The sequence below is a fragment of the Clostridium sp. MB05 genome (assembly GCF_046581255.1).
Classification (GTDB): domain Bacteria; phylum Bacillota; class Clostridia; order Clostridiales; family Clostridiaceae; genus Clostridium.
Map to the genome: position 1 here is coordinate 1386509 of NZ_CP174370.1, position 21408 is coordinate 1407916.

General features: G+C 28.1%; 17 protein-coding genes. 13 read left to right on the plus strand and 4 right to left on the minus strand.

Going from position 1 to position 21408, the window contains the following annotated elements; genetic code table 11:
• Window positions 1–51: 51 nt before the first annotated feature.
• Complete coding sequence (locus ACH36K_RS06465; protein ID WP_411170131.1) at window positions 52–801, plus strand: SIS domain-containing protein; 750 nt, start codon at window positions 52–54, stop codon at window positions 799–801.
• Between the two features lie 94 nt (window positions 802–895).
• Here ACH36K_RS06465 and ACH36K_RS06470 read toward each other — a convergent pair whose 3' ends face one another.
• Window positions 896–2902 (minus strand): methyl-accepting chemotaxis protein, encoded by a 2007-nt coding sequence (locus ACH36K_RS06470; protein ID WP_411170132.1) that lies wholly within the window; start codon window positions 2900–2902, stop codon window positions 896–898.
• Between the two features lie 258 nt (window positions 2903–3160).
• Here ACH36K_RS06470 and ACH36K_RS06475 point away from each other — a divergent pair, with 258 nt between their 5' ends.
• The 3 genes from ACH36K_RS06475 (at window position 3161) to hisC (ending at window position 6299) form a co-directional block, all read left to right on the plus strand.
• Window positions 3161–4216 (plus strand): PTS transporter subunit IIC, encoded by a 1056-nt coding sequence (locus ACH36K_RS06475; protein ID WP_411170133.1) that lies wholly within the window; start codon window positions 3161–3163, stop codon window positions 4214–4216.
• Between the two features lie 82 nt (window positions 4217–4298).
• Window positions 4299–5285 carry a D-isomer specific 2-hydroxyacid dehydrogenase family protein gene (locus ACH36K_RS06480; RefSeq protein WP_411170134.1) on the plus strand — a complete coding sequence of 329 codons (987 nt, stop codon included), beginning with the start codon at window positions 4299–4301 and terminating at the stop codon, window positions 5283–5285.
• A gap of 9 nt (window positions 5286–5294) precedes the next feature.
• Window positions 5295–6299 (plus strand): histidinol-phosphate transaminase, encoded by a 1005-nt coding sequence (hisC, locus tag ACH36K_RS06485; RefSeq protein ID WP_411170135.1) that lies wholly within the window; start codon window positions 5295–5297, stop codon window positions 6297–6299.
• 150 nt (window positions 6300–6449) lie between these two features.
• Here hisC and ACH36K_RS06490 read toward each other — a convergent pair whose 3' ends face one another.
• Both ACH36K_RS06490 and ACH36K_RS06495 read right to left on the minus strand, forming a co-directional pair.
• Window positions 6450–6965, minus strand: coding sequence for a DUF5698 domain-containing protein (locus ACH36K_RS06490; RefSeq protein ID WP_411170662.1), 516 nt, complete (start codon window positions 6963–6965; stop codon window positions 6450–6452).
• A 357-nt stretch (window positions 6966–7322) separates the two neighbouring features.
• Window positions 7323–7649 carry a hypothetical protein gene (locus ACH36K_RS06495; RefSeq protein ID WP_411170136.1) on the minus strand — a complete coding sequence of 109 codons (327 nt, stop codon included), beginning with the start codon at window positions 7647–7649 and terminating at the stop codon, window positions 7323–7325.
• A 359-nt stretch (window positions 7650–8008) separates the two neighbouring features.
• On the opposite strand from ACH36K_RS06495, the gene ACH36K_RS06500 reads away from it, so the two are divergent.
• From ACH36K_RS06500 to ACH36K_RS06530, 7 genes are all read left to right on the plus strand, one after another.
• A complete protein-coding gene (locus tag ACH36K_RS06500) occupies window positions 8009–8569 on the plus strand; it encodes a beta-class carbonic anhydrase (RefSeq protein WP_411170137.1) in 561 nt (186 codons plus the stop codon).
• A gap of 243 nt (window positions 8570–8812) precedes the next feature.
• Window positions 8813–10849, plus strand: a complete 2037-nt coding sequence (locus ACH36K_RS06505; protein ID WP_411170138.1) for a BglG family transcription antiterminator — start codon at window positions 8813–8815, stop codon at window positions 10847–10849.
• Window positions 10850–11302 carry a PTS sugar transporter subunit IIA gene (locus ACH36K_RS06510; RefSeq protein WP_411170139.1) on the plus strand — a complete coding sequence of 151 codons (453 nt, stop codon included), beginning with the start codon at window positions 10850–10852 and terminating at the stop codon, window positions 11300–11302.
• A 1-nt stretch (window position 11303) separates the two neighbouring features.
• The gene (locus ACH36K_RS06515; RefSeq protein WP_411170140.1) at window positions 11304–12365 is read left to right on the plus strand and encodes a PTS fructose transporter subunit EIIC; all 1062 of its coding nucleotides are present in this window, start codon (window positions 11304–11306) and stop codon (window positions 12363–12365) included.
• A 14-nt stretch (window positions 12366–12379) separates the two neighbouring features.
• On the plus strand, window positions 12380–12688 hold the full coding sequence (locus ACH36K_RS06520; RefSeq protein ID WP_411170141.1) for a PTS fructose-like transporter subunit IIB: 309 nt from the start codon (window positions 12380–12382) through the stop codon (window positions 12686–12688).
• 248 nt (window positions 12689–12936) lie between these two features.
• Window positions 12937–13077, plus strand: coding sequence for a hypothetical protein (locus ACH36K_RS06525; protein ID WP_411170142.1), 141 nt, complete (start codon window positions 12937–12939; stop codon window positions 13075–13077).
• Between the two features lie 224 nt (window positions 13078–13301).
• On the plus strand, window positions 13302–18881 hold the full coding sequence (locus tag ACH36K_RS06530; protein WP_411170143.1) for a GH92 family glycosyl hydrolase: 5580 nt from the start codon (window positions 13302–13304) through the stop codon (window positions 18879–18881).
• Between the two features lie 92 nt (window positions 18882–18973).
• On the opposite strand, the gene ACH36K_RS06535 is transcribed toward ACH36K_RS06530, so the two are convergent.
• On the minus strand, window positions 18974–19456 hold the full coding sequence (locus tag ACH36K_RS06535) for a DUF5698 domain-containing protein (protein WP_411170663.1): 483 nt from the start codon (window positions 19454–19456) through the stop codon (window positions 18974–18976).
• Window positions 19457–19718: 262 nt separating this feature from the next.
• Between ACH36K_RS06535 and ACH36K_RS06540 the strand changes: the two genes are divergently transcribed.
• Complete coding sequence (locus tag ACH36K_RS06540; RefSeq protein WP_411170144.1) at window positions 19719–20234, plus strand: RNA polymerase sigma factor; 516 nt, start codon at window positions 19719–19721, stop codon at window positions 20232–20234.
• Window positions 20218–21195 carry an anti sigma factor C-terminal domain-containing protein gene (locus ACH36K_RS06545; protein ID WP_411170145.1) on the plus strand — a complete coding sequence of 326 codons (978 nt, stop codon included), beginning with the start codon at window positions 20218–20220 and terminating at the stop codon, window positions 21193–21195. The genes ACH36K_RS06540 and ACH36K_RS06545 overlap by 17 nt, the downstream gene beginning before the upstream one ends.
• The last annotated feature ends 213 nt before the right edge of the window (window positions 21196–21408 follow it).

The window sequence follows — 21408 nt, forward strand, 5'->3', positions numbered from 1 at the left end:
CTTGGAGATTTTTCTCTAAGCCTTCTTAAGTAAATTTGATTTTCGAATGGAGTGAAAAGTTTGGAGTTTAAATATTTTGATATAATAAAGAGATTAATTAATACTGTTGAATCAAAGGAAAAAGAAAATATGGAAGCTACAGTAAAATTAATGGTAGATGCTATTTTAAATAAAAAATCTATCTTTGTTTTTGGAGCTTCTCATGCAGGAATTATAAGTGAAGAACTTTATTATAGGGCAGGAGGACTTGTAGTTATTAATCCTATATTTGCAAAGGCTCTTATGTTAGATACATCGCCAATTACTCTAACTAGTGAGGTAGAAAGATTAGTAGGTTATGGTAGTGCAGTTATGAATAAAACACAAGTAAAGGAAGGTGATATAGTTATAGTTCATTCAGTTTCAGGAAGGAATCCTGTATCAATTGAAGTAGCTATTGAAACCCAAAAAAGAAATGCTAAAGTAATATGCATTACAAATTTAAAATACTCTAAATCTGTTACATCAAGACATCCTTCAGGAAAAAATCTTTATGAAATATCTGATATAGTATTAGACAATCATGGGGATATTGGAGATGCTTGTGTAGAAATAGATGGTATTGATCAAAAGGTAGGACCAACTTCAACTGTAATAGCTGCAACTATAATGAATTCAATAGTTGCGGAAGTTGCACAGGAGTTAATAAATAAAGGAATAGATAAGCCGCCTATTTTCTATAGTGCAAATCTTGATGGGGGAGATGAATTAAATCAAAAAATATTTAATGAGTATAAAGATGCAATACATTACAAATATTAATATTAGTTATACTATAAATAGGTTTTAATATAAAAAATAAAGATGCTTGTAAAATAAGTAATAAAAATTTATTTTACAAGCATCTATTTTTTATCTAATCTATTTTAAATTGACTAAGTTTATCTAATATAGATTGTGTTAATCCATGTAAGTTTTCAGCTGAATCAGAAACTCTTTCACTTGAAGTAGATAATTCAGTTGATGAAGCATGTATTTCTTCAGTAGCTGCACTTAATTCTTCAGATATAGCAGAAGAATTATTTATGCTATCTATTATATTTTGCTTTCCTGAGGATATATCATCCGAACTCTTATTTAAAACATTTATTTCTTTAGTAACATCATGAACTAAAGATATAATTTCATCAAAGCTATTCATAGCTTTTGTTGTTTCACCTATTTGAGTTTGAAGCAATGAGCTTATGTTATTATTTTCTTTAACAATAACTGAAGTTTCAGTAAGAACGTTTTGCACTATAGAAGTAATTTTGCTAGAAGAGGACTTACTTTCTTCTGCTAGTTTTCTTATTTCATCTGCTACTACAGCAAAACCTTTGCCAGCTTCTCCAGCTCTTGAAGCCTCAATAGCTGCATTTAAAGCAAGAAGATTAGTTTGTTCTGATAATGAATTTATAACATCAGTTATAGTCGTAATATCAGTAATGTTATTTTTCATGCTTAATACACTGTTACTAAAAGATTTAAAGTTATTTTCTAAAGTTTTTATTGTTACTACTAGTTCAGCTATGTCTTTATTAGATGCTGTTGATTTATGATTAATATTATTTACCATAGTAGCAATATTAGTAATTGATGAAATTATAGAATTTAAATTAACATCAAATGTATCCATAGCAACTGCTATATTTGAAAGTTGATTAGCTTGAGTATATGTACCTTCAGAACTTTCTTTTGTTGCTGCAATTATGTTTTTACAAGAAGTTAAGTAATCTTCAGACATATTAGTTAAAGATAAAGCTTCGTTTTCTAAAGTATTTGAAGAATTCTTAATAGAGAAAATCATATCCTTTAAAGAAGTTTGAGATTTTTCTATAGAAGTAAGTATTATGCCTACTTCATCTTTTTCATCTAATTCTTTTTTAGGAAGAACTTGAGAAAAGTCTCCTTTTGCAAAGTTAGAAACTATATTAGAAACTAAAGTTAATCTCTTGCTAATAGAATCAGAGAATTTATAAGCTATAACTACTGAAAGAATTAAAGTTATTATACCAATAGTAGTAACTATTTTTAAAATAGTATAAACTACTGAAAATAGATCACTGCTATCAACCATAAGGCCTATAGACCAATTCAGTTCTGGAATATTAACATAAGAGATTACTCTCTTGGTCCCATTGAATCCGTATTCATCAACTCCAGTTTCACCAGATTTCATTTTTTCAATACTTTTAGCTAGTTCAGCTAATTCAGGATTAGTTTTAGCTAATTCAATAATATTTTCGCCTTTTTGAACTCTTTCGTATTCATAATGTCCTATAGTTCTACCATTACTGTCTATTAAACATGTTTTTCCTGTACTTCTAAAAGTTATATTTGCTACTTTGTTAGATATTTCTTTGGCATCTCTTGCGAATGACAGTACTCCTACTACTTCTCCGTTATTTTTAATTGGAGATGCATAAACAATTAGAGTTTTTCCGGTAACCTTATCTGTTAATGGACTACTAACTGTTGTTTTACCTGACATAGCATTTTTAAAATAATCTCTATCTGCAATATTTAGAGTTTTATTATCAGTATTTAAAGCATTACCAGACTTATCTGCAATTAGTATCGTATCTAAATTATGTTGAGATAGATACTTGTTAAGTGATTTTAAGTTTTTTTCAATATCTGAATATGAAGACATAGATACAGTTGAAGCTAATGTTTCAGATAACATAAGATATTTATTTACATATTCTTTTAAGTCACCTGCACTTCTTTGAGCTAATTCATTCATCATTTTTATTGATTCATCACTTACTTGCTTATTTACTACAAAGGTTGTAACAGCTGTAAGAATTAAAAGTGATGTTAGCAATAAAGATGAAGAAAGTAATATTATTTTTGCTTTAATTGATTTGTTTAAATTTTTCATATGTACCTCCTATTTTTGTGCTATATAAATTATCGAGGGAGTGTACTGGAAACTTTAGAATTTAATTCTATAATCTATAAAAATAGGAATTATAAATATACAAATTATCTTAAATTTAGATATATTAAGACAGGAGTGAAATGGAATTCCAGGAAAAAGTGATAAAGTTTGACTTAAAATTGACAAAATAAATATTTTAATGTATATTATAGATGGATTTTTAAAATTAAATTAAATAAGATAAAGGAGACGGAAATTATGAGCAATGATAAGATGACAGCTAAGCAGTTTTCGGACAAGCTATTAACAGGGTTAAGTATTGGTATTGTAGTAGCACTTATACCAAATGCCCTATTAGGGGAGTTATTAAAAGCAATAATCCCTCATTTTGCTCCAGCACAAACAATTTTTGATGTAACTGTACTTGCAATGAGACTTACACCAATGGTAATTGGAGTTTGTATTGCAATGCAATTTAAATTAACTCCGATTCAAACAGCTTCTGTAGGTATGGCTACTGTAATTGGATCGGGTGTAGCAAAAGTTGCTGAAAAAGGTACCTTTGTATTTGCAGGTACAGGTGATGTAATTAATGCTGCAATTACAGCAGCTATAGCAGTTGGACTTGTTCTTCTTTTAGGTAACAAATTGAAAGCGTATACTATATTATTAGTTCCAGCAATAGTTGTAATTGTAGCAGGAACAATAGGTATTGTTACGCTACCATATGTTAAAGGAATAACACTAGCTATTGGTGATGTTATTAATAAATTCACTACTTTACAACCAATAGTAATGGGAATATTAATATCTGTATCTTTTGCATTTTTAATTGTTTCACCTTTTTCTACTGTTGCTGTTGCGACAGCGATTGCTCTTGCAGGAGTAGGATCAGGTGCAGCTAATTTAGGAGTAGTAGCAGCAGGATTTGGTTTAGCTATTGGTGGATGGAAAGTAAATTCATTTGGTACTTCAATAGCACATTTCCTTGGTTCTCCTAAGATGCAAATGGCTAACTTAATTAAGAAGCCAATAATGATGGTTCCAGTCCTTTGTAATGCTGCGGTTTTAGGAGCATTAGCTGGAATGTTTAATATTCAAGGTACACCAATGAGTGCTGGATTTGGTATTTCAGGACTAATAGGCCCAATAAATGCTTTAAATTTAATGGGTGGATATACAACATCAAACATAATTATAGTTACTTTAATATTCGTAGTTGTTCCAATAGCATTAGGAATTTTATTTAACTATGTGTTTACTAAGATTGTAAAAATAGTTTCAGAAGAAGATTACAAATTAACATTTGAATAAAAAGAAATTATATGTAGGAGGTAACTCCTACTATATTTCTTTTTAATAAAAATAATAAAGTGTATAAAAAGGAGTTTTAATTATGAAAGTGTTAGCTTATTGTGTAAGACCAGATGAAATGAGCAGTTTTGAAAAATTTTCAAGCAAGTATAATCATGAAATTACAATTTTAAAGGAGTCTTTTGGACCTTCAAATGCTAATTTAGCAGAAGGGTACGATGCTGTAAGTATATTAGGAAATTGTAATGCAAATAGAGAAGCAATAGAACTTATTTCTAAATTAGGTGTTAAATATTTAGCAACTCGTTCTGCAGGATATAATAATATTGATTTAGAAGCAGCTAAAGAATTCGGAATAGGTGTATCAAATGTACCAGCTTATTCACCAAATGCAGTAGGAGAATTTGCAGTAGGACTTACTTTATGTTTAGCAAGAAACTTTAAACAAGCATTTAGAAGAGTAGAAGCTCAAGATTTTTCATTAGGTGGATTAATTGGATTTGAATTAAGAAATAAGACAATTGGATTTATAGGAACAGGAAGAATCGGACAAACTGCTATTAAAGCATTTTCTGGATTTGGCTGTAAGATGATTGGATATGATTTATACCCAAGTGAAAATGCTGCAAAATATTTAGAATATAAAACATTAGATGAAGTATTTGAACAAGCAGATATAATATCTTTTCACTGTCCATTAACAGATGATAATTATCATTTAGTAAACGGAGAAACAATTGCTAAAATGAAAGATGGAGTAATTTTAATAAATACATCTAGAGGACAATTAATGGATGCTAAGGCTTTAATTGAAGGATTAAAGAGTGAAAAAATTGGCGGTGTAGCAACAGATGTTTATGAATATGAGTATGGAATTTTCCATAATAATCATCAAAATAATGTAATTAAAGATGAGACATTATTAACTTTAAAATCATTCCCTAATGCTATAGTAACACCTCATTATGGATTCTATACAGACGAAGCAGTAGCAAATATGGTTGAATATTCATTACAAAATTTATATGATTTTGAAACAACAAATGATTGCAAAAATAAGTTAGCATAGGTGATAAATTTGAGTTGGGAGTTAATTAAGTTAGATTCAAATGAGAACCAAATAAAGCATCATTTTAATATAGAAGACTACATAAAAGATATAAACCCTAAGTTATATCCAGATGTGACAAATGGTTTAGTGAGAGAAAAGATTGCTCAGCATTTTGGCGTGACAAAAGAAGAAGTAGTTTGCTCTCACGGTTCAGACTATTTAATTAAGGCTTTAACTTTTGGCTTAGTAAGAGGAAATAATGAAGTAATAATGCCTGAAGTAGCTTTCCCGACATATGAGATTGCTGCAAAAATAAAAGAATGTAAGTATATTAAAGTTCCATTAAAGAATTATGGAATTGATTTAGATACAACTTTAGAAAAAATAAATGAAAATACAAGATTAATTTGGATATCAAATCCTCATAATCCAACAGGGACATTATTAACTGATGAAGAGATTATAGCATTCTTAAAAAAGGTTCCATCTTATGTTAAAGTAGTTTTAGATGAAGCTTATGTAGAATTTTTAGATAAGGATCCATTAGATTCTATAAAAATTTATAAAGAGTTTTCTAATGTTATAATATTAAGAACTTTTTCAAAAGCATATGGATTAGCTGGTGTTAGAGTAGGATATAGCATTGCTAGACCTAAAATAAATGATGAGTTTAATTTTGTTATAGGACCTTTTGATTTAAATTCTTATGCACAAGCTTTGGCAGTAAGAGTTATAGATGAAAAAGAGTATGTAGAGAAAGTTAGAATTGAAAATAAAGAAGCGCTTAGAATGTATGAAAAAGCTTTAGAAGAGATTGATTTAGAATATATAAAATCATATGCATCATTTATTATGATTAAATTAGGTCATAGAGCAACGGAGTTCGTAAACTTTATGAAAGAAGAAGGCATAATAATAAAAGATGGTGCTTTAATAGGAATGAATGGATTTGTTAGAATTTCAATGGGCACAAAGGATCAGAATGAGAAAGTTATACAGATCATAAAAAAGTTTTTTAACTATAATCTTTAGCTAAATTATTTGCAAGTTTAATAATTCTTTAAGATATAAAAGGAAGTTATTTTTTAATAACTTCCTTTTATATCTTAAGTTAAGTTAAATACAATTGTTTAAATTTTATCATTAAAATAAGAACTTTCTTATAGGGTTATTAAAGTTTATTTACAAATTTTTTATATGTTTTATTATATATCCACCTTTGAATTGTGTAGGTTCATAAGAAACTATGAAGGCGTTTTTTTCCATTGATTCAATAATAGATATAACTTCATTTTCTCTATTTCTATGAGAAACTATTTCAAGTCTGTACCTTTTTTCTTTATTAATTCCTTCTCCGGTATAAATAGTTACACCAAATTTTAAACTTCGTAGTCTATCTATTAACTCTTGGTTATAATTTGTTAAATTTACATGAATAGATCTATATCCAATGGCTAATTTTTCTTCTATTATTCCTCCTAAGTATATTCCAATACCATATCCAATTATATAAGCACCTATATTAAGTAAGTTACTTAAATCAGAGAAAACTATCCCAAGACTTACTATATAAATAATAGCTTCAAGAAAAGCAAATAATGATGATTGAGCCTTCTTACCTTTTACAACGAAGGTAGTTCTAAGAGTTAAAAGAGGAACATAAATAAGTTGTAAAATAAAAATTGTTAATGCATTCATCAATTTTAATACCTCCTTCTAGTTTAGTTTTACTTTATTATAAGTTAATAAGGTAAGTATTTCATATTAGAAAAAATTAATTAACTATAGTATAAGAAAGTTTAAAGAATAATAGATGAGATAATGTTTAATTTTAGAATTATTATATTAGTGAAATCTTAGTAGACAGATTATGTAATGAAATTATTTAAATTTAGCTAATATTGAAGAATTTATAATTAAATATACTAATTATAAACTTATACATAGTTAAATTTTTTTGTTAAGATTAGATAGTACTTCTATTATTAAAAATACTAAATAAATATAAGAGATGGATTTACTATAAAATCCATCTCTCTTATATTTCTTTAGTTACTAAGCTTTTATCCAATCTACAACTCCAGGAGTTAAAGATGCAACATCATCTTCATCAACTTTAGTTACAAAAAGTAAATCATTAGGTTCTAAGAATGCTTTAATTTTTTCTGCTATTTCTTTAGCTGAAACATCAGTTTTAACTAAATAGCTATCAGGCATAAAGTTAGCCCAAGCTCCAAGTGATTTTATTGTTCCAACTATTTCATAATCATCACGATGATTATGATGATGTTCATGATCGTGGTTATGGTCATGATCATGGGATTCACATCCGCATGAATGTGAGTCTTCATTTAAGTAAAATGTTATTGCATAAACTGTCATATATGTACCACCTTATATTTGTATTTTTTATAATCATAATATATATTTTCTTCAAAAGCTAGTTATATTATTAAATAATAAATATTAAATATTAAATTTAAGATACTTTGTAAATATAATTAATAAACAAAAGGTTACGTCTCTAAGATTTTTTACTAAAGTTTAAATTTAATAATTTAACCATATCATTAAATACTCCTTTTCGTATAGTAACATAAATATAATGAAATTAAAATAAGTATATGTGTAAAAAAAAGAGTTCAAAAAAGTCAATTAACATTACATAAAAAACTATATGAAATATTAAAATCTTAGTATAAAATAATAAAAAGACTAAAAAAGATAAGAGAGGAGATTATATGAGTAAATTAAATGATATATTAGAATTTAATAAAAATTTTGTTGAGAATAAAGAATATGAACAGTACAAAACTTCAAAAGAGCCAAAGAAAAAGATACTTATTTTATCTTGTATGGATACCAGACTTACAGATTTACTACCTAAAGCATTAAATTTAAAAAATGGTGATGCTAAAATTGTTAAAAATGCTGGAGCATCAATTATGCATCCTTTTGGAAGTGTAATTAGAAGCGTTATTGTTGCAATTTATGAATTTAATGTAGATGAAATTTTTGTGATTGGCCATCATGGATGTGGGATGTGTAATTTAAATACAGAAAATTTATTAGAAAAAGCTATTGATAGAGGAATCTCACAGGAAGCTATAAATACACTTTTTAATGGCGGAATTGATGTGAAAAAGTGGTTACATGGATTTGATTCAGTAGAAGAATCTATAAAAGATAGTGTTAATTTAATAAAAAGACATCCTTTAATGCCACAAGGAATATCAGTTCATGGTCTAGTAATAGATCCGGAAATTGGTAAACTTGATGTTATTATAAATGGATATAACTAAATAAATATAAAATAAAAGTAGCTTTTCATTGTATGTTTATGATGAAAAGCTATTTTTATAAATTATGTATGCTAATTTGTATATTCACTTATAAAAATAGGTTTAGATATTATGTAAAAAAAAATACAAAATTTGTCCAGTCTAAATTATGAAAAAAAAATTACAAAACCTCTAACTTATATGTGTGATATTTTTTATATATAATTATTATTGTCAGAGGTGGTTTATTGAGGGGGAAATAAGTTGTTAAGCGGACGAATGTTAAAAATAATTGATTATTTGGAAAGTAATAAGGAAAGTACGTACAAAGAAATATCAACTAGTTTAGATATTAAAGAAAGGTATGTTAGATATGACATAGACAGAATTAATAACATTTTAGAATATAATAAAATGTCCTTAATTGAAAAATTATCAAAGGGAAGCATTATTTTTCCTGAAAATATTAACACTTCTATTCTAACAAAAGAAAACGATTTTATTTATTCTCAAGAAGAAAGAGTCTCTTTAATTTTACTAATTTTATTAATAGACAATCGTAGACTGAAAATTAATAAACTAAGCTTAGATTTTCAAGTATCAAGATCAACAATAAAAAATGATATAACATTCTTAGAAAATAAATTATCTAAAAATAATATTAAGATTACTTATACTGATCATTTTTTTCTAGATGGATTAAAAAATAATAGAGTAGCCTTAGTTAATAATGAATTTGAAAAATATGTATATTTGTTAAAGGGTGAAAAATTGACTTTAAATGCTTTTGAATCTTATGCAGTAGATATTATAGAAAATGCGTTTTCAGCAATTGAATTAAACGATGTAATTAAATGGATAGATGATCTTCTTGAAAATATGAACTGTATTTTAACTGATGATGCTTACAAGTGGTATGTATCAAATATATTAGTAGTTATTTGGTTTATATTAAAAGGAAAAGAAAATCCATTGGAATCAACAATAAAAAATCAGTATTCTGATATATATGATAACTTTATAATTGATTTAGAAGCAATTATAAAAATAAAAATAAGTCATAAAAAGCAAAAGGTACTTATTAGATTAATAAATTATATAAATAAAGATGTTGGTTTAGATGGAGATATGGATTTAATTTATATTGAAACAATAGTATCACATTTGATTGAGGCTATGTCAAAAGAAATGGATATAGACTTTAGTAAGGATAATATATTAATAGATGGACTATTAAATCATATTATACCTTTAATAAAGAGAGTTACCGGAAGAATAAATCTTTATGATGAAGTATTTTCAATACTTCCTGAAAAGTATATAGATGTATTTCATGCTGTTTCAAAAGTTATTAAAGATATTGATGGATTAAAGAACATTAATAATTATGATGAAATAACCTATTTAACTATATATTTTATTGCAAGTATAAAGCGTATAACAAAGACATCAACTAAAAATATATTATTAGTTTGTGGACATGGTTATGGAAGTACTGCTATGTTAAAGGAATCTTTATTACATGAATTTCAAGTAAATGTTGTAGATACTATACCTGTATATAAGTTGACTACTTATAATAACTGGCGAAATATAGATTTTATAATATCTACAGTAAAAATAAATGTTCAAAATAAAAAAGGATGTTTAATAGTTAATCCAGTATTGTCTGATAAGGATTATGCAAATATTGAAAAGATGGGAATAGAAAGAAAAAAGATAGGAGCTAATTATTATTCTATAAGTGAAAAACTAAATTTTTTAAATGAAATTGATAAAATGAGGGTTCTTGATATTATTAAAAAAGAATTTGGATACGAAAATCTTATTACACCATCAAAGATTAGTAAACTTAGCGATCTATTATTTGATAATTGCATTGAATTTTATGAAGAAAAGATGGAGTGGAAAGTAGCTGTAAAAGAGTCCACTAAACTACTTGAAAAGGAAAATTTTATAGACGAAAGCTATAAAGAAGACATAATTAATACAATAGAAAGTGTGGGATTTTATTCAATAACAGACAATAGTTTTGCATTATTACATGGCAGAGGCATTACTGGAGTATATAGAAGTTGTATTAGTCTAATAGTTAGTAGAGAATATATAGAGTTTGGTGAAAAAAAAGCAAAAGTAATTTTTTGCTTAGCAAGTAAAGATAAAAAAGAGCATATTCCAGCAGTTGTAGTTTTAATGAGAATGATGAAAAATACAAATTTAATTAACAGATTAGAAAAAGCTAATTCATTAAATGAAATTAAAGAAATAATAAGAAAATCAGAATTGGAGGTAGTTTTATAAATGAATTCAATTGTAAAAAGAGAATGCATTATATTTGATATAGATGAAAAAGAAAAAAATGAAGCGATATTAGTGTTAGTAAAGAAGCTAAAAGAACAAGGTGTAATAACAGATACAGAGAAGTTTTACAAAGATGTCCTTGCAAGGGAAAAATTATCTCCAACCTCAATTGGAAATGATATTGGACTTCCACATGGGAAAACAGAAAACGTTTTGAGACCGGCAATTTGTTTTGGTAGATTGAAGAATAAAATTTTATGGAATCCTGAAACAGGAGAATTGGCTAATATAATAATTTTAATAGCTGTTCCAGGTAATGATGAAGGAAATACTCATATAAAAATAATATCAAGACTAGCTAGAAGGTTAATGCATAAGGAATTTATAGAAAAGTTATCAATTAGTGAAAAAGAAGAAATTTATAATATGTTAAGGGAAGGATTAGGTGAATAAAATGGATTGGAGAAAGAGTTTATTAACATTAAAAAAGCATACATTAACTGGAACATCACATATGATTCCATTTATAGTTGCAGGAGGAATTTTATTTTCACTATCAGTAATGTTAAATGATGTTCCAACTACTCCTACAGAAGGATGGTTAGCAGGGTTAGCCCAAATAGGACTAGCTGGTTTAACATTATTTATACCAGTATTAGGTGGATATATTGCATATTCTATTGCAGATAAACCAGGTTTAGCACCTGGTATGCTAGGAGCTTATTTAGCAAAAGAAGTAGGCGCTGGTTTTTTAGGTGGGATGATTGCAGGATATATTGCAGGGGTTGTTGTTAATCAGTTAAAGAAAATTAAATTACCAACTTCATTAAAATCATTAGGATCAATATTCTTATACCCTTTATTTGGAACATTAATTACTGGAGGTATTATAGTTTGGGTGATAGGAACTCCAATAGCAGCTGTTATGGAAGGACTTACAAGTTGGTTAGCTGGTTTAGGTGATGTTGGTAAAATTCCTCTAGCTACAATTTTAGGTGGTATGACTGCATTTGATATGGGAGGACCTGTAAATAAAGTTGCTACATTATTTGCACAAACTCAAGTTGATACATTACCATATTTAATGGGTGGTGTTGGGGTTGCTATATGTACTCCACCAATAGGTATGGGATTAGCTACATTATTAGCACCTAAAAAATATAATACTGAAGAAAGAGAAGCTGGCAAAGGTGCTTTATTAATGGGATGTGTAGGAATTACAGAAGGGGCAATACCTTTTGCTGCAAATGATCCATTACGTGTTATCCCATCAATTATGGTAGGTGCAATAGTAGGAAATATTATCCCATTCTTATTTGGAGTTTTAAATCATGCTCCTTGGGGAGGGCTTATAGTATTACCAGTTGTCGAAGGGAAATTAGGGTACATTTTAGGTGTAGTTGGAGGATCCATAGTAACTGCTGTAATGATAAATATGCTTAAAAAGGTAAATAAAGATAATGATAATAAAGTAAAAGAAGAAGAAGATTTTGAACTAAACTTTGAAGAACTATAAGGGAGGACTTAATTATGAAAATTGTAGGTGTTACATCATGTCCATCAGGAGTTGCACATACTTATATGGCAGCAGAAGCATTAGTATTAGCTGGTAAGAACCATGGAGTTGAAGTAATCATAGAAACTCAAGGTGGTGCAGGAGTAGAAAATGAATTAAAGAAAAGAGATATAGAAGAAGCAGTATGTGTAATCTTAACAAATGATATATCAATTAAAGGTGAAGAGAGATTTAAAGGTAAAAAAGTTTTGAAAATGGGAGTATCAGATATTATAAAAAAAGCTGATGCAATTGTAACAAAGATTGTAAATACATTTAAGTAATAACGAATATATTTGTAGTTACTTTAATGGTTTTAGATTATAAAAGTAGATAGATTTGTTAGGAAATCTATCTACTTTTATTTTAAAATAAATATTATAGTAGATAAAAAGTTAGTTTGGATCTATGTGAATAAGGTAAACATTTTTTTGAACTATTAAGCAATTTTTTTCTTTCTAGCCTTTTACATTTATCTGGAGTTAAATAATTAATGAATGAATCAATTATTCTTCTGTTATACTAGCCTTCTATGAACTTAAATAAAGCTAATTTAGTAGAAGGTCATTATATTCATAATGATTGGTATGAAAAATTAAGTTTTTTAGATGATTCAGATAGAGAAAAAGTTTTAAGAATTATTGAAGATGAATTTGATATATCTTTAAAATAAAGTTGCATATATCACTAGCTACGGTTTACTTTTTGTAAAAAAAGAATTACAAAATATCTATCTCATGGAAAAGTATTCATTTTATTAAGATGAGAGTGACTAGAAAAGGTATAGAGGATGATAGTAGATATACTTTTGATAGGGTTTGAAAAGAGAAGACTAGGTGATTATTATTCTAGAATGTAGTTATTTGTGTCTAAATATTAATTAAATTGGAGGTAAATATGAAAAAGAAACGTAAAAGTTTAATGCAGAGAGCATTGGCTCTATCTATTGCTTTATCATTTATTTCTGGAACAGTTCCATCAATGGTTAAACCCGTATATGCAGTTGAAAAAGAAGATAACTATACGCAGTATGTTGATCCCTTCGTGTGTACAGAAGTGGATTATGGACAGCTATTTCCTGGAAGTGTTGTACCAAATGGACTTGTTAAATTAAGTCCAGATACATATCCTCATGCTACACTTGATCATGCTGGATATGATTATAAGAAGTTGCAAATTCAAGGTTTTTCTCATACACGTATTGAAGGTGTTGGAGGACAAGGGGCAGGAGGAGATGTCTTAGTTACTCCTACATATGTAGAATACACAGAAAGACCTAAAGCAGAAACACGTGCTATGAAATATACAAAAGAAGACGAGTCTGCTAAACCAGGTTACTATAGTGTTGAATTAACACCTAAAACTGGAAAAGATAATCAAGTTTCTGATAATACAGAAATGGGGAAGATTAAGGCAGAAATGACAACAGATCAACGTACAGGTTTTCATCGCTATACATTCCCCGAAGCTGGAAAAGTTAATATTGTTACAGATTTAAATTACACATATCATGGAACTGATATAAGAGATGCTTATTTAGATGTATTAGAAGAAAGTGATATGACTACAGCTATTGGTGGTAGATTTAGTGGGAAAAATGTAGGAGGATCTGGTAAATACACAATGTACTTCTATATGGAGACAAGCAAACTAGCCAATTATGTAAAAACTTGGAATGGGAAAGATCTAAGTGATGAAAAATCTCAAAAAGGAAATGATTTAGGTGCTATTCTTAATTTTGATGTTAAAGAAAATGAAGAATTAGAATTAAAAGTAAGTATTTCACCAATAAGCGTTGAACAAGCAAAAATAGATATGCACAATGAAATAAAAGATTGGAATTTTGACACAGCATATAAGAGAGCTGATAAACAATGGAATGATGTATTAGGTAAAGTTAGAGTTGAAAGTTCTGAAACAAGTGATCCTACTGGTGATCTAAAGAAATTATTCTATACACATTTGTACCATATGTTTATGACTCCAGTAAATGCAACAAGTACAAGTGGAACTTTTAGAGGAACTGATGGGAAAATACATGAGGCTAAAGATTATACTCACTATGATTCATGGACATTATGGGATGATTATCGTAAATATCCTATGATCGGATTAGTTATGCCAGATACTTATAAAGATATGGTTAGATCAATTTCAGATGCATTAGATTATGGTATAGTAACATGGTCACATGATAAACAACCAGTCCCTAATGTAAGAACAGAACATGCAGTGGCTTTACTTGCTGATGGTGTTGCTAAAGGGTTTACTGATATAGATAACTTAGAAGAAGCATATGAAGAAGCTAAAAAAATTGCAAATAAAGTTATTACAGATGAAGTAGAAGAAATAGGGTATGTTCCTAATCGTATGGATCGTACAATGGAATACGGATATGATGATTGGGCTTTATCAATTATTGCAGAAGCTTTAGGTAAAGAAGATGAAGCGCAATATTTCTTAGATCGTTCATTTAACTATAAAAACATGTTTAGAAAAGATGCTGTACAATCCCCATTTAGTGATCGTAAATTAGGATTAGTATGGAACAAAGATAAAAATGGAAATTGGAGTGGAAGTGATCCAAGAAAAATTGGAGCAGATGGACTATACCAAGGTTCTATGTGGCAATATAGTTGGTATGGATCAAATGATGTTAATGGTTTAATGGATTTAATGGGTGGTAAAGAAGGTATGCTTGAAGCATTACAATATCTTTTTGGAGAACATGATCCAGATAATGGTAGTGCGATGTTACACAATGCAGCTAATGAAGTAGAATTGCATGCACCATATTTATTCAACTTTGTAGGTAGACCTGACAAAACTCAATATTGGGTAAGACAAATTTATACAAGAGAAACATGGAATACAGGATATGCAAGTGGAGCAGTTAAAGAAAAGCTGTATAGATTAGCTCCAGATGGATACCTAGAAACAATGGATGATGATGCCGGAACTATGGCTATGATGTTTGTTTCAGCAGCAATGGGTATATTCCCTATGACGCCAGGTGATACAACATTCCAAATAGGTTCACCATTCTTTGAAAGAGTATCTTTAGATGTAGGAAATGGAAAAACATTCACAATTGAAGCAAACAATGTTTCAGATGAAAATCAGTATATTCAATCAGCAACATTAAATGGACAATCATTTAATCGTACTTGGGTTGACTATTCTGAAATCACAAGAGGTGGAGTATTATCTTTTGAAATGGGAAATCAACCTTCTGATTGGGCAAAAGATGGTGTTACAGCTAAATCAAGTAGTGATAAAGCAAATACAGCATCTTATGATGACGATGAAATCGCTTATTCAACAGGAATGTTTGAAGAGTCTAAATTAAATGATGGCTCTTTTGATCAAAAGTTAGAAATTACCTTAAAAACAAATGAATTTACAGGTGATGTAAATGAAGATTTAACAGCATTAGGAAAAATTAAAATTTCTAACCTTCCTAAAGGTCTCAAAGCTTCAGCTGTAAAAACAGATAAAAATAAAGTAGTTGTTTCATTGGATGGAAAAGCTGAACGTCATGCTTTAAATGATAGTATTAGCAATCTAACAATTGAAATAACAGACTCTGCAACAAAAACACCTATTACAAATAGTATTCGTAAAATAAAAGATAACATTAAAGTTATGTTTGATGATGATCAATTATCATATTCATTAACTGAGTTTAAGGAAGGTAAAAATGATGATGGTTCTATAATAGATACAGCTACAATTACTTTAAGCGGTGATTCAGTATTTACTGGAAACCTTAATGAAGATTTTGTAGAGACAGGAAAAGTAAGAATAACAAACCTTCCTGAAGGATTAAATTCAAAAGCTGTAAAAACAGGAGATAAAACTGTTGTATTAAGTTTTGAAGGAAAAGCAAAAAGTCATGATTCAGATATTGAAATTGAACTTTCATTTAGTGATGATGCATTTGATGGAGCTAAAGCTAGTGAAATTGGAATGAGTTCTTGCGGAGGAATGACAGCATTATTATTAGATTTTGATTATGATCATACATCTAAATTGAAAAGAACTATTGCAGAAGCAGAGTATATTAGAGCTAGTGCTTATACCAAATCATCTTATCAGGTTTTATTAGATGAAATTGAAAAAGGAAAGCAGCTTTTAGAAAAAGAAAATGCTAGTAGCAAAGAAATAGAATTAGCTATTGCTAATATTGTAAATGCTCAAGAACATTTAATTATTCCAAGTGATGGATTTTCAAGATTAGAAGCTGAAAAAAGTGATGCATGGTCTGGTGAAAGCTTAAGGAATGAAACTGGCAATTTAGGTGGGACATATGATGGTGCTTGGATAAGATATGATGGACTTGATTTTGAAGGATTAAATACATTAATCTTAGGACTTCGTTATGATAATGCAAGTGATCGTTGTGCAAGTGATAGTAGTCTAGAAGTAAGAGTAGATGGAGTAGATGGTCAATTAATTGGTACTGTTGAGTTACCTACTACAGGAAAAGCATGGGGGACATATAAAACAATTCAAGTGGCTATGGATAATCCTGAAATATTAAAAGGTAAACATGATGTATACTTTGTTTTTAGAGGAACAACTGGTGAAAAACCTTATGTAGCAAATGTAGATTATTTACAATTTAGAGAAACAGCAGTTGACAGTACAGTTAAGTTAGAAGCTGAAAGAAGTGATAACTGGTCTGGTAATGACTTAAAGAATGAAGCTAGTAATTTAGGTGGGACATATGATGGTGCTTGGATTCAATATAACAATGTAAACTTTGATAATCTTGATGCAAAAAAAATCAATGTTAGATATTCTACACGTGTAGATGCTTGTGCTTTAGATGCACGAATTGAAGTGAGAGAAGGAAATAAAGATGGAGAGTTATTAGGAACTGTAAATATGCCATTAACTACTGGATGGACTGACTATCAAGTTGTTAGTGCTGAATTAAATAAGACATTAACTGGTGTTCATAATCTTTGCTTTGTGTTAAGAGGAACTACTGATAGTAGACCATATATTGCAAATATAGATTATATGGAATTTGAAAAAGCAGCCGTTCGTCATATTGAAGCAGAAAATAAAAATGATTGGAGTAATGGAGAATTAAAAATTGAAAATAGTAAAGATAGCAGTGGAAAAGAATTAACTAATGTTGGAGGAACAAGAGATAATTCATGGTTACTCTATAATGGTGTTCAATTTAATGGAAAGACACAAATGTCAGTACGTTATTCTCATAATCCATCTAGTGCTGGTAACAATTCAAGAATGGATATCTATCTAGATAATATGGATGGAAATCCAGTAGGATCAATTGAATTACCAACTACAAATGGATGGGCAAATTACACAGTTGTAAAAACAACATTAAACCAAGATATTACTGGAAAACATAATGTGTATGTAAAATTACATACTGAAGGTTCTAGTAAATGGGTAGCAAATATTGATTGGTTTGAATTTGAAGAACCAACTCCAGAAGCTGATAAATCTAAGTTACAAGCAAAATATGATGAAAACAAAGAGATTCTTGAAAATTCTGGTGAATATCATTATGTAGGATTTAATATTTTCAAAAATAAAATGCTTGATGCTAATAAAGTATTGGAAAATAAAGATGTAACTGATAATGATGTAAGAGTTGCTATTAAAAATATTGATAATGCTATTGCTACATTGCAATATAAGATTGCTTTTGAATTAAATAATTGTCTTCTTGAGCTAGAATCAAACAATGAAGCTGATTATACAAGTGATAGTTATGCAAGGTTTATAGAAGCTATTCAATATGCTGAATCTATTAAAGATGGTAGTGAATACGATATTTATAAAGGTGCTTATGATGGATTAATAGAAGCACATTCACAGTTGACTTTATTAAATAGAAATGACTTAAATGAAATGATTAAACGTGCTGAATCAATTGATTTAGATCAATATTTAGATGAAGGAAAATCAGAATTTAAAGCAGCTTTAGAAAATGCTAAAAAAGTTTATGAAACAGTTTCATTAACACAAAAACAAGTTGATGATGCTACAAAGTCATTAGGACATTCTATAAATGCTCTAAAGAAAATTCCAGAAAGTGTATCTAAGGATGAACTTAATAAGCTTATCAAAGAAGTTAAGTTATTAGATCAAACTAAATATACAGAAGAATCATGGAATGCAATGATGGATGCATTAGCAAAAGCAAAAGAAGTTGCAAATAATGAAAATTCTACTCAGGAAGAAGTAAATGAAGCTTACAGAAATCTTGAAAATGCAAAGAACTCTTTAGTTGAAAAAGATAATAATGACGGTAAGCCAGGTAATGGGGACAATAACGGAGATGGAAGCAACAATGGAAATAATGAAGATAAGCCAAACAATGGAGGAAAACTCCCTAGTACAGGTGGTACTTCATCAGTTGCTTTATCATTACTAGGCGTTGCGATGGCAACATCTGGAATGGTTATCTCTAAGAAGAAAAAAAATAAATAAATGGATAAATATCTGTAAATTAATGTTCGATTGAGTGTTAAATTAATTTAAGAGCCATAAAGCAATTTATGGCTCTTATTGTATTTATTATATTATAATTTTTTAAATTGCTTGGTAATATAACCACCCTTAAATTGAGGAGGTTCATAAGAAACTATAAAGGCATTTTTCTCTAAAGATTGAATTAAAGAAATAACTTCATTTTCTCTACTTCTATGAGAAATAATTTCAAGTTTATATCTTTTCTCTTTATTCATTCTTTCTCCTTCATAAGTATTAACACCAAATTTTAAATCTCTTAGTTTAGTTACTAATTTAGAATTATATAGTGTTAAATTTACATCTATTGATCTATATCCAATGGCAAGTTTTTCTTCAATTCTACCTCCAAGATAGATATCTATTCCATAGCCTAAGATATAGGCTCCTATATTTAGAAAATTCTTTAAGTCAGAAAATACAATTCCAAGACTTACTATGTAAATTATGGCTTCTAAAAAAGCAAACATTGAGGCTTGAAGTTTTTTACCTTTAACAAAAAATGTAGTTCTTAGTGTTAGAAGTGGAACATAAATTAGCTACAAAATAAATATTGCTAATGCATTTATCAAAGTAATCCCTACTATAGTTTTATAATTTTATTATAAGTTAAGTAGATAAAAGTTTCATATAAGGGAAATTAAAGTATAGACAGAAATATGTAGTATTTAAGATAATAATATAGATAATGTTTTATTTTGGAAATAATTATTTGAAAAAATTAATATATAATTGTACACATTTTGTTTTGATAATTGTCTTATTTATATAAGGCCTTATTTTAAGAAGGGAGGAATAATGGATAAAGATTTAATTATTAATTTATATAAGCAACAGTTTAATATTATTTGTCTTTATTTAATAAAGTGTGGATGTAGACCTAGTGATGTTGAAGATATAGTTCAAGATAGCTTTATAAAAGCAATGGAATACATAACAGAAATAAACATTAGAAATCTACCTTCTTGGCTATTTAAGGTTTCTATAAATAATTATAAAAATATGGTTAAAAGAGGTAAAGTTATAAATTCTAAATCTATTTATGAGGATAACTTTTATGAAGAATTAGTAGATAATTTCAACTTAGAAGAAAATATTATAAATAAAGAAAAATCGCAGAAAATTTTACAGACTTTAAATTTATTAAAAGAAGAATATAAGAGCTTAATTATACTTAAATATGAAATTGATTTAAGTTATAAGGAAATTTCTATTTTATTAGGATTAGATGAAAATACAATTAAGGTGTATTTGTATAGGGCAAGAAATAGTTTTAAAAAGGAGTGGAATAAAATAAATGAAGGATATAGATAATTTTTTAGATGAGAAAAAAATAAAAAAATCTATGAGAATAGCAAAACTTAAACTAACTATAAAAATAGTTATCATATCAGCTTTAGTTTTTATAATAGGAAGTTTTATTAATAATAAACTATCTTTAAAGTATAGTGAGATGTCATATGAAAAACAAGAGGCAATAGTAAAACTAACTATACCAAACGGATATATAAGTGAAGCAAATGATTTATTAGGAGTATTAGGTGGAACAAGTTTTAAAAAGATTTCTAAAAGTATTGCTGGCAGAAATATAATTATAGATGATTCTATAACTAGGTTTGGCATTAATGGAAATGAAAGATATAATAGTCGATTTGATAGAGTAGTTGGTATGGGATATGGTAATTACAATAGTGATTGGCCTGTATATACTAATGAATATGGATATAGAAAGTTAAGATTTTTTCATCCTGAGATAGACTATAAAGAATATCAAAATGACTTAGATTATATAGAAAAAATACCCAATGGAAAGGTGGTCGAGTTAGCAATTTCCTTTGATAAACCATATAAAATTTCTGAGTTGTATATGATCCAGAGTAAGTTAAAAAATACTGATATAACATGGCTATGGTTAGATGAATTTACTGATAAAAAAATGGAAGAGTTTAAATATAAAATTGATAATTATGATTCTAAATCAAGTGGAATAGAAGAAGTAGAAACTATTGGGATAGAGTGTTATAATTCTAAGAATTTTAATAGAGATGAGTATAATGAAAAATATAATGAGTTAATAGAGAGATTAAGCAAAAGTCCTTATATGAATCATAAACAGTTATATGATGAAATAATGGAAAGAGGAAAGACATCAGCTGATGATGCTGAAATTTTAGGGATAGTAGTTCATGGAACTAAGGAGGAATTAAAAGAAATAGTTGGATTACCAATTATAAAGGCTAGTTCTTTTGGAATAGTTGCTGATCCAATATATTAAAGGTGCTGTCGCATAATGTAAAATGCAGAATTTAGAATTTGAAATTAAAGAAAAAACTCCCTTAGGAGTTTTTAAAATTAAATTATATAAATAAAAAGGCATTCTTTAATGTCAGAAGGTATATCACTTTATAGACTTGCTATAGATTCTGAAACAGGTAAATTAGATGTAATTGTTAATGGACATAGTTAGAATTATAAACAAAAAATACTT